Source organism: Nostoc sp. PCC 7107 (genome assembly GCF_000316625.1).
GTDB lineage: Bacteria > Cyanobacteriota > Cyanobacteriia > Cyanobacteriales > Nostocaceae > Nostoc_B.
The window spans coordinates 2,242,165-2,259,066 of record NC_019676.1 but is presented as its reverse complement, the minus strand read 5'-3'; the positions used below and the strand labels follow the sequence as shown (position 1 = coordinate 2,259,066).

8 protein-coding genes are annotated in these 16,902 nt (G+C 38.4%); 2 read left to right on the top strand and 6 right to left on the bottom strand.

The features are described from left to right. Positions 1-35: 35 nt before the first annotated feature. From NOS7107_RS09730 to NOS7107_RS09720, 3 genes are all read right to left on the bottom strand, one after another. Entirely contained in the window at positions 36-3,110 is a 3,075-nt protein-coding gene (locus tag NOS7107_RS09730; RefSeq protein ID WP_015112798.1) for an amino acid adenylation domain-containing protein, read from the bottom strand. A gap of 749 nt (positions 3,111-3,859) precedes the next feature. After that, positions 3,860-6,214, bottom strand: a complete 2,355-nt coding sequence (locus tag NOS7107_RS09725) for a WD40 repeat domain-containing protein (RefSeq protein ID WP_015112797.1) — start codon at positions 6,212-6,214, stop codon at positions 3,860-3,862. Positions 6,215-6,671: 457 nt separating this feature from the next. Beyond that, a complete protein-coding gene (locus NOS7107_RS09720) occupies positions 6,672-7,061 on the bottom strand; it encodes a hypothetical protein (protein ID WP_015112796.1) in 390 nt (129 codons plus the stop codon). A 619-nt stretch (positions 7,062-7,680) separates the two neighbouring features. Between NOS7107_RS09720 and NOS7107_RS27745 the strand changes: the two genes are divergently transcribed. Further along, a complete protein-coding gene (locus NOS7107_RS27745) occupies positions 7,681-11,247 on the top strand; it encodes a Calx-beta domain-containing protein (RefSeq protein ID WP_015112795.1) in 3,567 nt (1,188 codons plus the stop codon). Between the two features lie 148 nt (positions 11,248-11,395). After that, a complete protein-coding gene (gene cobJ / locus NOS7107_RS09705; protein WP_015112794.1) occupies positions 11,396-13,093 on the top strand; it encodes a precorrin-3B C(17)-methyltransferase in 1,698 nt (565 codons plus the stop codon). Positions 13,094-13,223: 130 nt separating this feature from the next. On the opposite strand, the gene NOS7107_RS09700 is transcribed toward cobJ, so the two are convergent. From NOS7107_RS09700 to NOS7107_RS09690, 3 genes are all read right to left on the bottom strand, one after another. Continuing rightward, entirely contained in the window at positions 13,224-13,904 is a 681-nt protein-coding gene (locus tag NOS7107_RS09700) for a class I SAM-dependent methyltransferase (RefSeq protein WP_172641459.1), read from the bottom strand. Between the two features lie 255 nt (positions 13,905-14,159). Further along, positions 14,160-15,110 (bottom strand): choice-of-anchor L domain-containing protein, encoded by a 951-nt coding sequence (locus tag NOS7107_RS09695; RefSeq protein ID WP_015112792.1) that lies wholly within the window; start codon positions 15,108-15,110, stop codon positions 14,160-14,162. A 613-nt stretch (positions 15,111-15,723) separates the two neighbouring features. Further along, positions 15,724-16,869, bottom strand: coding sequence for an IS4 family transposase (locus NOS7107_RS09690; protein ID WP_015110984.1), 1,146 nt, complete (start codon positions 16,867-16,869; stop codon positions 15,724-15,726). Positions 16,870-16,902: the final 33 nt, after the last annotated feature.

Below are 16,902 nucleotides of genomic sequence, written 5' to 3'. Positions count from 1 at the left end.
CGACTGCTGATAAAAATCGGGAATCTAGTTTTAGGCTAATAGTTTAGCGCTGCTGCATCTTGGAGTTGTCTGGTCGAGAAATGTTTATCAAAGTTGGGTAGGTATTGTCTAATCAGATTCTTATCTATTGTTGGACACTCAATATTAGTATCCTCGATAGCCTGAAGGACATTTTTGGTTTGGAAATCAGGAGTGCGATGATGAACCTCTAAGATAGTGCTGCGGTCTTGATATACTTTCTCTTGGAAGAAAGAAATCAATGGATGCAAGGGATTAGTTGTTGACAAAGTAGACAAAGCATTCAACCAGTTTTTTGGAGAAATCTTTTGTAGAGGATAGCCCAATTCTTTAAAGTATTCAAATATTTCTAGATGGCTTAATTCTTTTTCCGGCGGTACCAGAATATTGTACTGACCACCTGTATATTTTGCATCCAAAGAAAGGTGAGCGATCGCCTCAGCAACATAGTCTACAGGTGTTGGTACCCAACGTTTTTCAGGAAAATCGGGATACATACCCATCTGGATGCAGCCACTGACAAAACGATAGAACATATCATTGAGGTTCGCAACTTGGGTTTGTCTGTGTCCAGAAATAAAACCGGGACGGTAAATAGAAACGGCTAATCCTTTTGCTTGGGCTGAGTGCAACATCCTTTCCGCCACCCATTTTGACCGTACATATCCATACTCTACAGAGATGATTCCTTCACACAGATCAATATCAAACTCCTCTGCAACTTCATTTATACCCAGCAAAGATGTAATTGAGCCATAAACAGCTAGGGTAGATAGGTAATGCAAAGTTTTATGACGAAGATGTGCAGCTAAAGTCAGGATATTTGCAGTTCCATCAACATTGGATTTTTTGATCAGTGAGTAAGGTTTGATGTAGTTAGTATCAGCAGCTACATGATAAATTTGGTCAACTTCTTCACCCAGCTGGTCAAATAATTGTGTTGATAATTGCAACTGTGGTTGCTCAATATCGCCATTGATGACACTTACCTGCGCCAGTTTTGCCGTTGGTAGTTGATATTGAATGAAGGTTGCTCGCAGCCTCTCAATTGCAATGGACTGGTTTTCTGCCCGAATCAGACAATAAATTTTCTTATAACTACCTCTTGTCAATAGTTCATCAAGCAAGTGTGCGCCGAGAAAACCTGTTGTACCTGTAATTAATGCACAGTCATATTTAGCTTGTGGTGGTTTTTGCCAAATAGATGTATTCAAATCTGGAGGAAGTACTGCTTCTGCTTGTAAGTCAATGTATCTATCATTAATAGCGCTTTCACTTTTGAGTTTAAACCGCTCTAATAATCTTGCTACATCTGATGGTGTTGGATACTCATAAATTAAGCGAGAAGGAATAGCGATACCAAAATCGCGTTCGAGTCCATATAAAATATGCGCTATACACAAGGAACTTCCACCCATCTCAAAAAAATTAGAGTGAGGCTTGCAAGTACCAGTAGGTAATTCTAAAGCTTCATCAAAAACTACCGCTATTTTGATGGAGTTATCCATCGTCTCAGTAACAAAAGATGGTGTTTGAGGAAGTTCTGGTAAAGCATTTCGGTCTACTTTACTGCGATTAGGTAGCAAGGGTAATTCGTCCATGAACACAAAACGCGTAGGCACCATATAATCTGGTAATTGTTCAGCCGCAAAACGTTGTAAGTGCTTTTCTGTTAAAAACTGCCCAGTTTTCGGAACGATGTATGCAACAAGCATCGATACACCATAATTTTCTGGCATATCGCTACTTTCTATACGTACACTTCTAATTGCTTTAACAGCATTTGTTTGTACTCCAGGATGTTGGGCAAGGATCATTTCAATTGCTTCTATTTCTATCCGCTTGCCCCGAATTTTCACCTGATGATCAGACCTACCAGCATAGTGTAACAGCCCAGGCTGATGTGGATCTTCGTAAACGATATCACCTGTTTTATAGATTTTGCCTGCACCAAAAGGGTTGTCTACAAAACGAGAACTTGTAATTTCTGGTTTGTCTAGATAGCCTTGAGCTACTCCCATACCACCTACATATAGCTCGCCCTTTTCACCACTATGACAAAGTTGGAGTTCTTCATTGAGAATGTATAGTTCTACATTTGGTAGTGCAGAGCCAATAGGCAGACTCATATCTTGTTGCTGGAATTCGTACATTGTGCAACAAACTGTGATTTCTGTTGGCCCATAAGCATTGAAAAAGCGCGTGTGCGAAGAAACCCAGCCTTTGGCAAGTGATACAGGACAAGCTTCACCACCGACTACCACCATTTGTAAATCAGGTAAATAATTGCAGAAAGGTGTGAGTGTTGCGAGTACAGAGGGAGGTAGCATCACCCAATTTACCCTGTGTTTTGTGATGAAGTTTGCTAAGAGTTGCCCAGGAAGCATTTGCTCTCTTGCACCTAGTACTAAAGTTGCACCACCACATAAGGCTGTGAAGATTTCCCAGATGGCAGCATCAAAACTGATAGAAGCAAACTGAAGTAAACGCAAGCCTGGCTCGATATTAAAAGTGTGACAACTAGCTTCTGCAAGATTTAGCAACCCTTGATGGGTAAGCATTACGCCTTTAGGAACGCCTGTAGAACCAGATGTATAAATTATGTATGCTAATTGCTCAGGCTCTACGGAAGGTAATGAAGAGGATGCAGTTAAAGGTTGCCAGACTGTAGGAGTGTCTAAAAAACACATTTGTCCATCCAAACCACTTTGCCGCATTGCTGGTTCAATATCAAAGGCAAACTTTTGCTGTGTCAAAATTGTGGTTAATTTAGCGTCAGAAATCATGTAACTAAGTCGCTGACGGGGTAAATCAGGATCAAGAGGAACAAACGCTGCACCTGCTTTTAAAATGGCGCAGATTGCAATCACCATTTCAAAAGAAGGTTCTATACACAATCCCACTAAACTGTTTGGTTTTAGCGAACCTTGTGCTGTTAAGTATTGAGATAACTGTTCTATTCGCCGCTGCAATTCACTATAGGTAAACTGCTGATCTTCGATAATCACAGCTAGTTCATCATGATATTTCTGAAAAACGAAATCGATGAGAGAAACTACGGTTTTATGAAGTAGAGAATTCTGATTATTCATTATAATTACAGATACGTATTTGCTCGAAAGATGCGAAATTATATGATGGAGAAGATGTCAATGATAAAACTGGAATTTCAAAGTTGAAACTTGTGAAATCGAGAATTAGAAGATTAGCATTTTCCTATTTTTAAATTAATAATTTGGTGATATTTCAATCCTAAGTGAATTACAGATAAAATGTTTGATTAGCTAACTGTATGCTTCAAATTAGAAGCTATAGGCTATCTTGCAGAGGCAAAAAGCTATTTCTATTTCAATAAGCTCTTGAGCGGTAGGCAGAGTATATTCAAAGGGGAAAAGTTCTACAAGGTATCAGTAATGTGTAGTTTCTACAAATTATTAACTCTAGATTTCGATTTTGTTTCAGCAATTTAACGCAAGTAGTTTTTAATCTAGCTTGTAAAATTATCATCTAAAATTCCGAAGATAAGAATACGCAGCTAGAAGTTTATCTTGACACAGCTTATTTTAATGGTCTAGATGTTAATTCAAATCTTTAACTTCATAAAATCGCTATAATCAATACCTATGCAAAGATATTTAAGTATATGATAGACAAGTAGTTTTATATTTATTCCTTACTGAATAAGGGTTTTAATCAATATTTAATCAGCAATTCATTTTGTCTAAATAATTTATTAGAAAACAAATATTGTAATTTTAAAATTCACAGTAATTCTACGTAAGTATCATAAAAGTTAGCTTCTTACACAAATCAGGTATTCAAGTTTATATTCAGCAATTTGCTAAACTTGCCAAATTTTGATTGTTTGATCAGAACTACCACTAACTAAAAATTTACCATCAGGATTGAGAGCGAGAGAATTTACGCTTCCTGAATGTCCGGTGAGTGTGTAGAGGATTTCATTTGTCGCAATCTGCCAAATATTAATTGTGCGATCGCTACTACCACTAAATAGCAGTTGTCCATCAGGACTCAAAGTGATTGATTTGACTGCATCTGAGTGACCGTTGAGAGTCTGCAAAAGTTTACCTGTAAGCAAATGCCAAATTTTAATAGTTGTATCCGCACTACCGCTAAATAGCAGTTGTCCATCAGAACTAATGGCGATTGATTTTATCTCGCCTGTATGACCTGTAAGTGTACGTAGAAGATCACCTGTGCGTGGGTTCCACAGCCTAATTTTGCTATCGGAACTACCACTAGCTAAAATGCTACCATCAGGGCTGATGGCGACGGCATGAACAGCTGAAGAATGCCAAAGTGTACAAATGCGATCGCCTTTATGTAAATTCCAAATTTTAATTTTATTACTGCCACTAGCGAGAATCTGCCCATCAGGACTAATATCGACAACGTTGACTGGTTTTTGATGTCCTAAGAGGGTGTGGATTAACTGACCAGTGGTTAAATGCCAAACTGTGACATTGCTTTTGGGATGTTGACAACTTCCCACCGCCAGAAAATTCCCATCGGAACTAATAGCCACTGATGAAACTTCACCTAAATTCCCGGTGATAGTTCTAATCTGTTTGCCGGTTTGCAAATTCCAGATATTAATTGTTTGATCTGCACAGCCACTCACGACAGTCTCACCATCAGGACTAATGGCTACAGATGCAACTTTACCAGAATGACCTGTTAAGGTGTGGATGAGTTCGGGAGATTCGAGAGTGCGTTTGTCTTTGAGGGTGGCGATCGCCTGTAAGATTTTTTCTATGGATGCAATACTTTGGCGATCACCTACTACCATAAAATATTCTTTGAGTTGATCAAAATATTCCTCATCTTCTATTTTGATGGCAGATAGCATTGCTTCTAGAGGATGAGGAAATTCCTGAGTTTTAACTTGACGTAATTCTAACCAGGTGTTGATGGAATAATCTACTTGTTCTTGCGCACAAGAGCGATCGGGTAAATGTGATAAACTCTGCGCTAATTGTAAAGCCAACTCTGGAACCCAATATCTACGCTCTTTTTCCAGAGCTTGATAAACTTGTTGATACCCTGTGGCATATATCTGGAGTAGATTATTTTCTGACATTGCTTGTACTGCGGGCAAATCTAGCCTATCTTTGAGAAAACTAGGTAATAACTCTGGTAATAACGGTGGTACATCATGATGCACTAGGTGATAAGCATCTGCTACCCAAGCCGCAACTAAACAATGACAGGTAATTAATACTTGGCAAAACTTAGCAATATCTTGCTGATTTATTTGATATTTCAACGATAGTTTGCTGATATCAATTCCTTTCGCTTGCCATTTTTCTGTCTTTTCTAAAATTGCTAAATTATGGACATTATCGCCACCTAACTGATTAATTTCTTCTAAGTCTTCTCCTAAATTGACTAATTCATCTCTAACTTTTTTCCACTCTAAGGCCCGACTTTTTGCAAACCCTCGTAAAATCTCTTTGTATGGTAGCCGAGAGATAGTTTTATAAAAATAATTTTCTTGCCCTAAACCCCAGTAAGCAATCCGAAAATTTAAATAATCTCCATCATGGTCTGACTCTAAAATTAAAATCGGCTCTGTTTTTAACAGCATAAACAAAGCTTTAATACTCGATTCACTATGAAAACTTTTACTATTCCAAGCACCTGCTAAAAATTCTGTTGGTCTGATAGGATGATGCAGAGAATAATTAGTATTAATAAATTCACGCAAACCTTCCGCTAAAATTCCTTCTACTTCCGAAATTTCTTCAGGATTACCATCAAATTGGTCAAACTTAATTTGAGGAGGTGCGATAAAAATTTTCAGAGGGATATTTTTGTGAGCATTCCGAGTCTCTAAAATTTGCGAAGGATACAATCTTAAAGGCCAGCTATCCAAAACTTTATTAACTTCTGGTAACTGGAGAGATACATCTCTTTGTTGCTGGGCGATTTGTAATTGTGTTTCTCGTTGATAAACTGCTAATTGCTGTTGCCAAAGTTTTTCTTGCTGAAATTCATCTTCGGAACTTTTGCTATTAGTGGTAATTTTGACAAATTCAATAATTTCTTCGATAGCTTGCGGTAATTTATAACTTGTTGTAGTTATACCGTCTGCTGTTCTCTTTTGTACTAGATTAACAACTACAGGTGCAAACTCTAATACAAATTGGATGAGTAATCTTAACCCTTGTTCCATAAGGGGATACCTGTTAGATTAATAAAATGAATTGTGGAGAGGAAATAGTGTAAGTACAGCAATTTGTCATTAAGTACTGCGGGTATCTATCACTGAAAGTAATAACCATAAATCATACTACTACTGACCAGGGTCAGATTTGACCATAAATTAAATTGCACTATAACCAATTACCGAGCATCATAGTAGAATTGAAGGGAAATTTTGTCTAGCGATCGCAGCCCTAATCAAATTTTAAAATAGTCATAAAACTAAGTAAACTAATTGCTGGCTTAACCGCAAAAAGCTTAAATAATTAAAGTATTATTTTGAAATTATAAGCTATATGTCTATTAAATAGATTAAATAATAAAAAACAGCTGATTAAAGCATAGAATTAAAGTCTACGGCTAATCTACTAAGCATTTTCTACTATATTAGGATTTTACGAGAAAATGCCCAATCTTACATAACACAATTAAAATCTAATTCCTAATTGTCCATTAAAGCCTCTGACAGAATTATACCCCGCACCTACAAAGATGTGTTTTGTAGCACCTACCTGAACACCACCAGAAACAGCCACACCTTTATCTTGGGAATATAATCCCACTCCTACATAGGGAGAAATAACTGGTAAATTGATAAACTTTAACACATCTACACCCGTAGCTCCGTCAGGGCCATTTCCCACTTCCACACCCAAATTTAAAGCTCTAGCGCCCACTGCATAAGTTGTATCACCATCTTTGCCACCAACAGAAACCCAAGGCTGTGGTACTAGTTGAGCAGATGCTTGGCTAGGAGCAAATAAAGCGAACAAACTAACGAATGTAATCAGTGTTTTAGTAATAATTGCTTTTTTCATACTTTCCTTTTAATATTAACCAGCAAGGATGATTAATCAGTGACGTATTTGTCTAGACTAAGTGCCTGGGTGAAGTAATTATGCAGTCAGCTAAATGAAAAATTTATGTCATATCCGCTGAATCACTGATAAATTTCACAACACCTAAAGCCACTTGGCGATAAACTGCCTAAATGTACCCGTGTTTTCGCATATTCTAGTTTTTTCTACTGACTCACTTGTTGCAAAATTGTGTTCTGATTTCATGCAATGAGTAGTTGAAAGTAATTAAGTAAATTGCTTTTAGTTAAATTTTTAAGATTAGTTTTTTTGAGTTACGTAAAATTATTTAAATTCTTCAGTAAATAAACTACATTACTATCTCCTATTGAGATTAAAAATAATAGTAGATAAACTCAGGTAAACAGGCTTAAACAGTATTAAAATGTAGCGAATAACATCCATGTTTTTGAATACATTTTCTTCTTTGTTCGTATTATTTTTGTAATTGTATAACCAAGAATAGTTTAGTGATAGATGCGATCGCTCAATCACTTGGGACAGACTCACGCAACTTTGACAAGCAATAGTCAAACCTAACTTTACTATCGCTTGTGATAGTTGCGTAGATCTTAATTTTATGAGTAATACTCTCAATCTAACTGGTTCGCTAATATACAACCAACTCAGCAATTTTTCTGGTTTAAAAAACTTTTGGAATTTATTTGACACTGTCTTTGGGACAGAATATGACCACACCGTTGCAGCTAAGTTACATTCTCAATGGCAATCTGGAGATTTTAGTCAATTTCCAAAAATCGAAATTATTAGTAATAGCATTTTTGAAGATACTCATACAGGTTATGTCAGTAGTAGTAATAAAATTTATCTGTTAGATAGTTTGATTGCTACAGCCACACCAACAGCAATCAAAGCTGTTCTATTAAAAGAAATCGGCAATTTTATTCATGGTGTAATTCAACCAACAAACATCTCTGGGGACAAAGGAGCAATTTTTGCTGATTTAGTCCTTAGTAATAGCTCAACCAACCCAGCACCAGCACCCACATCTATACTGCAACCTACTCTGATTCAGGCTCTTCAAAGTAGTAAAGCACATGCTCAAAGGTGTAGTTGTTCTTCCTGTATGCTGGCTCCAGTCAATTTCAATCTAGTCAGCGCTCAAACGTCACAGTTACCTCAAACTGCATCAGCTACTTTGGATTTATCTAAGACTTTTTCCCTCAATAGTTTAGCAGGCGCTAACCAGACAATTTATTTAGATTTCAACGGACATACGACCTCTGGGACTTACTGGAATACAGATTTTAAAAGTGGGGCTAACATTGTCACTCCAGCTTTCGATTTTGATGGCAATACAGCATCCTTTAGTTCGGCTGAACTGGAAAGAATCCAGTATATTTGGCAACGTGTTGCCGAGGATTTCAGCCCGTTTAATGTGAACATCACAACCCAAGCTCCCACAGATATCAACGACTTGATTAGGAGTGGTTCTACCGATACTCGCTGGGGTGTGCGTGTTGTGGTTGGTGGTAGCAGTTACGATTTGCTCGGCGATGGAGCCGGAGGAGTTGCTTACCTTGATTCATTTAACTGGAATAATGATACTCCTGCCTATGTATTTAGTAAAAACCTGCAAAATAGCGAAAAATATACAGCTGAAGCTATATCTCATGAAGTCGGTCATACTTTGGGACTCAGCCATGATGGACGAATTAACCCAGCAGAAGGATACTACAATGGACACGGTAGCGGGGTTACTGGCTGGGCAGGAATTATGGGGGCTGGCTACTACCAGAACTTAACCCAGTGGAGTAAAGGTGAGTATGCCTCTGCTAACAATACAGAAGATGATTTGCAAATTATTACAACTTACAATGGTTTTAGCTACCGTACCGATGATGCTGGGAATACAATTACTACAGCAAAGTCACTGGCAATTTCTGGTACATCTGTAACTGGTAGTGGCATTATTGAGCGCAACACAGATGTTGATTTTTATAGTTTTGTCACAGGTGCGGGAGCGATTAACTTGACAGTCGATCCCTTTAGTCGTGGCCCCAACCTAGATATATTGGCAAAGCTATATAATTCTGCGGGGACTTTAATTGCATCATCTAATCCTACTGATTTATTATCTGCGGCGATCGCCACAACTGTCACGGCAGGCACTTATTATTTAGCGATTGATGGTGTTGGCAAAGGAGATATACTTTCTACTGGCTACACTGATTACGGCAGTTTGGGACAGTATTTTATCAGTGGCAGTATTGTCAGTAGTAGTACTATTCCCAGTAATCCAACCGTCAGTCTTGCCTTATCATCTACTAGTGTCGACGAAGATGGCAGCAGCAATTTAATTTACACCTTCACTAGAAGCGGTAGCACCACCAATACATTAAAGGTTAACTATAGTGTTGGTGGCACAGCTACCTTTAACAGCGACTACCGCCAACTGGGTGCTACTAGTTTCACGGCTACAACCGGCACAATTACCTTCGCGGCTGGTGCAAGTACAGCCACACTCACCATTGACCCAACAGCAGACACCACTTTTGAAACTAATGAAACTGTGGTTTTAACTCTGGCTAATGGCAGTGGTTATACAATTGGCACAACAACCGCAGTAACAGCAACCATCGTCAATGATGATTTACCAACAATCACCCTTTCTGTATCATCAAGTAGCGTCAACGAAGATGGTAGCAGCAATTTAATTTACACCTTTACCAGAAGTGGTAGCAATATTAACGCCTTAACAGTTAACTATGGTGTTAGTGGCACAGCTACATTTAACAGTGACTATAGCCAATTAGGTGCTGCGAGTTTCACAGCTACAAATGGGACAATTACCTTTGCTGCTGGTGCAAGTACAGCCACACTCAACATTGACCCAACAGCAGACACCACTTTTGAAACTAATGAAAACGTGACGTTAACTCTAGCTGCTGGTAGTGGTTACAAAATTGGCACAACAACTGGTATAACAAGAAGCATAGTTAATGATGATTTACGACCGACGATTAATCTCAGTTCTAGTCAGACTATTATCGAAGGCAACACTAATCCTCAAAATGTGACTTATCTTGTCACACTCTCGAATGCAAGTAGCCAAACTATTACCGTTTATTATTCAACTGTTAATGCTTCAGCTACAGCAGGCTCAGACTATACAGCCACCGCAGGGACTTTGACGTTCAACCCAGGTGTGACTAGTCAAGTAATCAATATTCCGATTCTCAATGATTCCCTGAATGAAGCAGATGAGAGCTTCATTTTAAGTTTGAAATCTCCTACTAATGCCACGCTAAGTACGACCACAAGCGTTACTACAACTATTACCGATACTCTCGTTACCTCCGTTACTACAAACCTACCTACTAACGTCGAAAACCTCACCCTCACAGGAACAGCCGCAATCAACGGTACAGGAAATGCAGGCAATAATATTCTCACAGGTAATAGTGGCAATAATACGCTGACTGGTGAAGATGGAAATGATACCTACTTATTGTCAGCCATTACTCCTTTAGGCACTGATAGGATTGTAGAAACGACTACAGGCGGAATTGATACAATTGACTTTCGCGGCACTACTATTTCCAGCAATCTAAATCTAGGTATCACTACAACACAAACAGTTAATAACAATCTCAACCTGATTTTCTCGGCTAACAACGTCATCGAAAACGCTACAGGTGGCATAGGAAATGATGCTATCACAGGTAATGCACTGAATAACATTTTGACTGGCGGTAACGGCAATGACCAATTACAAGGGTTAGCTGGGGATGACACTCTTTGGGGAGGTCTAGATGATGATATCCTCACTGGAGGAGTTGGTAAGGATAAATATTTGTTCCAAGCGGATGGTGTCTTTAGTACCAACTTAGGCATTGACCATATCACCGACTTTGAAGGCGGACAAGATCAGATTGTGCTAAGTAAAAGTACCTTCAAAGCTATTACTAATAGTGCAGGACAAACTTTAACTGACTTTGCGGTTGTTACTGATGATCAGTTTGTCAACGCTAGTAGTAAGCGGATTGTTTATAGCCAAAGTACTGGTAGCTTATTCTATAACCAAGATGGTAATGTTTTGGGTACAGGAACAGTGTTTGAGTTTGCTCGCTTAGGAAATAGTAGTATTACTCTCACTGGTAGTGATTTTAGTTTGATTGTCTAGATTGAGAGAATCTCGCCAGACTATTGTGAATTGAAAATTACTCAGACTGAGGGAATTCCAATTATAAGTCTTGTAGAGACGTTACAAAGTCTCTACAAGACTTATACTATAAACTCTGCACGATATCTACTCAAATTCCAGAAGTCTCATGATCAAGGTTGTACCTGCGGTTGTAGTGTTGGGTCAAAATAGTGTGGTCATAGCCCGTAAAATTATGAGTATCTTGCCAGGAGCAAGATTATATGGTTTGGCAGGACGCACTTCTGGAGTTGATGTTAGTTTTAGCAATTTTGGCGAGACGTTGCGGGAGTTGTTTGCTGCGGGAACACCCGTAATTGGCATTTGTGCTGCTGGTATTCTGATTAGAACCTTAGCTTCTTTGATTTCTGATAAGCGTCAAGAACCGCCCGTGTTGGCTGTGGCGGAAGATGGTAGTGCGGTAGTGCCTTTATTGGGTGGGTTGAGTGGAGTCAATGATTTAGCACGCCGCATTGCTGAGGTGTTGGAAGTGAAAGCAGCGATTACAACTACGGGGGATATTCGTTTTCGGACAGCGTTGTTATCGCCTCCTGCTGGCTATCATTTAGCCAACTCAGATGATGCTAAAACTTTTATTTCAGATTTGTTAGCGGGGGCGCAGGTAAAATTGGAAGGAACTGCACCTTGGTTGAGTAATAGTCAATTACCCATTGATACTCACGGAAAATTGACAATTCGAGTTACAGAAAGTTTAGTACACTCTACCGCTAATTGTCTGGTTTACCATCCCAAAACTATAGCGATCGCCATTACTCATCCTTCTATTAATTTAACTAGAGTTGAGCAAATACTCGTAGATGCTAAACTTGCACCTGCCTCTGTAGCTGGAATATTTGCCCCTATTAGTATTGCAGCTAATCCGTCAATTCATGCTATGGCTGATGCTTTTGGTGTCGTTACTCGCTTTTTTACCCAAGGTAATATCTCTGCACAAGCGATCGCTCTGGAAGCAACTGGTTCATCTGGTAAACTAATTGCTACTGCATCTACTGAAATAGCACTAGCGATCGCACCCCAACCAATTGACCCCAACACCATTGGTCAACCGCGTGGTAAATTAGCCATAATTGGCACTGGCCCCGGTTCTGCATCTTGGATGTCTCCAGAAGTCAAGGAAATTCTCAAAGCTGCAACTGACCTTGTAGGTTACAAAACATACCTCGATTTAGTTGGTGCTTTGGCTGATGGCAAACAACGCCATGAATCTGATAACCGTGAAGAAATTGCACGGGCGACAATGGCGCTGGATTTAGCCGCCACAGGTAAATATGTCGCGGTGGTTTCTTCTGGTGATCCGGGGATATATGCAATGGCAGCGGCTGTGTTTGAAGTCCTTGACCGTCATCCTCAACCAGAATGGGACAGTATCGAAATTTACGTTGCGCCAGGAATCTCTGCCATGCAAGCAGCAGCCGCGTCGGTTGGCGCACCCTTGGGGCATGACTTCTGCGCGATTTCACTGTCAGATATTTTGAAGCCTTGGTCAATTATTGAACAACGAATTGCGGCGGCGGCTGAAGCAGATTTTGCGATCGCATTTTACAACCCTGTTTCCAAAGAGCGTACTTGGCAACTTGCAGCCACCAGAGATATATTACTGCGGTATCGCCCACCAGAAACTCCCGTAGTATTAGGTAAAAATCTGGGCAGACCAGGACAAACGGTTAAGGTGATTAATCTTGACCAGTTAACACCAGATGTCGCCGATATGCGAACGGTGATTATTGTTGGTTCTAGCCAAACTAAAACTATTCAACGTAGTGATGGTAGCATCTCAGTTTATACTCCGCGTCGATATGCGAAGTAATCAAGAGATTAATTTTTGATGTTTGTAGACAGAGAAAAATCAGAAATGATTTAATTGCGAGATGCTGGCAGTGACATCTCGCAATGTGCTAATTGCAGCTGAGGGACAGGTAATTTTAGACAAAAAGTTTTTATACTCGTTTGACAAATTTAGCTGTCAAGATTCCTGGGCGCTTCTTTTTCTTGGTCTCATCAAAGCGATCGTCTTTAAGTAATTGACCATATATATCGTGATTGCCAATTTCGTAACGACGTACACTCATTACATCAAATACATCTAAGAAGTCGTCTGTTGTTTGCCAACTCAGAGAAATAGGTTCATGGGGGCGGGGTGGATGATTGACTTCTACTATCATCAAAAATAAACCACCAGGTTTGACAACTCGCTTAATCTCTGATGCCGTTGCTTGATAGTCTGCTACATGATCTAAAGAATTAAAGCTGCAAACTATATCAAAGTATTGCTCGGCAAAGGGAATTTTTTCTGAGGGTGCAGCCACATAGCTCATCTTATGTTTGTCTGCTCCCAGCTTTAAATACTCATCAGCTAAAGGATCTAAACCAATCCGTTCAGATGCTGAATCAGCCCATTCTAGGCTGCCACGCGGCCCACAACCAATATCAAGAACTCGTTTACTCGAATAAAAGCTGGGTTCTAAATCAAAGTAGGCAGTGTAAAAATATGAGTAATGTTCATTTCCAAGTTGCCCTTCTTTTTCTAAAGTAGCCTGCCAATAAGACAGTTCTCTGTAGTCTTTATATTTTTCGGGATAGAAAATTGCAAAGGGAATATCTGCTATCTTTTGAATCAATCTTTTACTTTTCCTAACCAAGAGATTATTACTATTCATAATGTTTATTTCCTCAAATAATTATGAATGGTTTCGCTTCTTTTCAGTTTTGAGTATCTAGCTGGAGATATAACTTTAGAAAAAGTTTGGAGATGTCAAAATTACAAATTAAGGCAATTTATAATTGATTGAAAATTTTGCAATCTAAATTATTACTATCGCATTCTTACGCAGAAGATTAATCCCTCTTTAGAGGGATTAATTAAGTGTTTTTTGTTACTTCCACTTGCGTAGGGATGTAGCACCAAAGGCTGCACTAGCCAACAAACCTAAAACAGTCGTAGGCTCAGGTACTTTTTGTTCAGTAACAGGTGTAGGTTCGGGAATTTCTGGTTGAAGAACAGGTGTAGGTTCGGGTACTTCTTCTTTTAGAGGTTGAGCAGAAAAAGTACCTGCTTGAATAAACACAGCAGAATCATAACGATAATCTCCCACATCTGCAATTGCGATTTTCAGGCGATGTGTACCTTCACTTAATCCTTTGAATTGAGCAGAAAATACATTTGTGAAACCATCATATTGAAGATTATAAATTGCTCCACCATCAGCTATAGAATTATTATTAAATAATTGTGGATTTGTTGCCTTATTACCGAAAGGATTACCACCGTTAACAGTATTAATAGAAACTGGGGTGTTAGTTCCATCTATTAAGGCAATATTTTTTCCATCCAAGAAAAATCCAAATACATCGTTATACTTAGAATTCACATATTCATTATATTCTTCTGATGCAAAAACATAATTAAAAAAGAGATTGCCAGTTGTTGATGTAAACTCAAATTCTAGGACACTAGCATCAAAAGTTGTGACTCCAGAAATCAAAGCACTTAAATCTGAATCTCCCGCAAGATTATTCTTCCTGGATGCACTCTCACTAGTATTTGGCCCAATTGCCAAGTTAGCATTACCAGTAGTGAAAATAATACCACTTTCTATGCCAATACCTGAAGCTAAACCACCTGTAAAAGTTCCAGATGCTATTGATGCACCTTGGTATGTAGCATTAGATATTGTAATCCCTGAACCTAAAATGTTGTTAACTAACACATTTGGGTCGATTTCGCTGCTAGTAGTGATATTGACAGCTTGAGCAGGTGCAGTGACTAATCCTAAACCTAATAAAGAAAATGCACCAGTTTTTAGAAAACTCTTCAGAGATTTCATGTATTTCTACCAATTAAACGTGAATAGTGCCAATATTTTTTGATGAAATTTGAAAAATTCCAGCAAATTTTATGCCATGAAGCCCCAAGTGCTATGGTCACAAAATTACTTATTCTCTAGCCGCGATCGCTGATAATTGAGATGGGTACTATAACTACACCTTGAAAATACATTTCTGCATTCAGGATATGAGTGAGGTGAACTTTATTTTTCTCTCACTTGTCTATGTAATTACATTAATAGTTAACTACTCTTTTGGATAGTATAAATACGGTAGTTTACACAATAATTAAATTTCAAATTATGTATATTTACTCTAAAAGATTGATTCAATAATGCTTATGAGCGAAAAACAAGCTCAGTTTTACAATAAAACTTTGTAAACAAAATCAATATCTTCAAAAGATTTTTACATTTATATATAAAAATAATATAAATCCAATATGATGCTTATTTGAAATTAAAATAAACACAATTTTATATATCTTTCCCGGAAATAAAGATTTTATAAAAACTAATTCCAATCATAATTAATCACAATTTAGTTGATAAGTTTTATTATTATTTTGTCTAATTTTGGTAAAGATTTTAAGCTGAAGGGGTGACAAAAAAGTTATAAAGCAGACTGGATAAGAGTCATAGCCCGTAGACCTTGTTGAAAATATGGCAGTTTACTGGGCTTGAGGCGCATCAATTCATGAGCTAAATCAGCCCAAAATTCCATTGCCCCTACCCATAACTGACCATACAAACCAATCCAAAAAGCACTATGTCGGCGGTGCAATCGTTGTAACTCCTTCAGACGACCAACATATTTTTGTAGTCCAGAGGAGCGAGAATTACGACCAACTAAAATAGCACAAGTATAGGCAATAGCAATTAATAAAATCAGTGCTATCAAACGTTGACCATCAGCATAAGTAGATTCGAGATTATACCCCCCAGTTTTACAATCTTTAAACATGGCTTCGATACCACTCCGCAACTTAAATGCTTTAATGGCATCTTTGAGACTATCAAGGTTAGTTAATAAAAACCAGCCAGCAGGCTCAACAACTCCACGATATTTGCGCTTGTAATATCCGGCGAGATTAAAATTGGCAAACCCTTTCTGTTTAGTTGCTTGAATCCCTGTCAAAAAAAACGAGATGCCAGGAGTTAATCCCAAAGATTGTAAGCGTTGGTGTGATTGGTTTTCTTGCCGAATATAAGTACCTTGTTTCTGACGCAATACAAAGTCAATGCCCTTGCTATGTAACCAATTTGCTAGTTTTATACTGTGGAATTCTCTATCTCCCAGTACCAGCATTTGATATCCCTTAAATAACTGCAATAGTGGACGAATTAATTTTTTCTGCTCTCCCAAATTGCTACATCCTTTTTTAGGTAACAATAGCCAGTACACAGGTATTGCTCTTTTTTGTTCTATTAAACTAATTACAAATACATTTTGTGAACGCCATTGTGTTCTATCAATCGCAAATATTAGCCGTTTCTCTCCTCTTTTCAGACTATTTTTCACCCATCGTTTGAGCAGGGGAAACCACAGATATGGAATCGACAACTGAGGTAGTAGTAAAAATCTTTGTATACTCCGCCTCCGACTTTCAAATTTTATCGGTTGTGGAAATACTGTTGCTAGTTTCTCAATTGTCACAGTTTTATGAAATTGCAATAGCATTAGTAAGATTTCTAGCATCTTGTACTGTGCGGGTGTCAGTACATTTTGAAAGCAGTTTTGGTAGAATTTAGGTAACATTATCATTTGATAGGTCTTGTTGAGAATACCTGA

Coding starts and splice junctions, on each gene's coding strand:
- NOS7107_RS09730 (WP_015112798.1), bottom strand. CDS start 3,110: ATGAATAATCAGAATTCTCTACTTCATAAAACCGTAGTTTCTCTCATC.
- NOS7107_RS09725 (WP_015112797.1), bottom strand. CDS start 6,214: ATGGAACAAGGGTTAAGATTACTCATCCAATTTGTATTAGAGTTTGCA.
- NOS7107_RS09720 (WP_015112796.1), bottom strand. CDS start 7,061: ATGAAAAAAGCAATTATTACTAAAACACTGATTACATTCGTTAGTTTG.
- NOS7107_RS27745 (WP_015112795.1), top strand. CDS start 7,681: ATGAGTAATACTCTCAATCTAACTGGTTCGCTAATATACAACCAACTC.
- cobJ (WP_015112794.1), top strand. CDS start 11,396: ATGATCAAGGTTGTACCTGCGGTTGTAGTGTTGGGTCAAAATAGTGTG.
- NOS7107_RS09695 (WP_015112792.1), bottom strand. CDS start 15,110: ATGAAATCTCTGAAGAGTTTTCTAAAAACTGGTGCATTTTCTTTATTA.
- NOS7107_RS09690 (WP_015110984.1), bottom strand. CDS start 16,869: ATGTTACCTAAATTCTACCAAAACTGCTTTCAAAATGTACTGACACCC.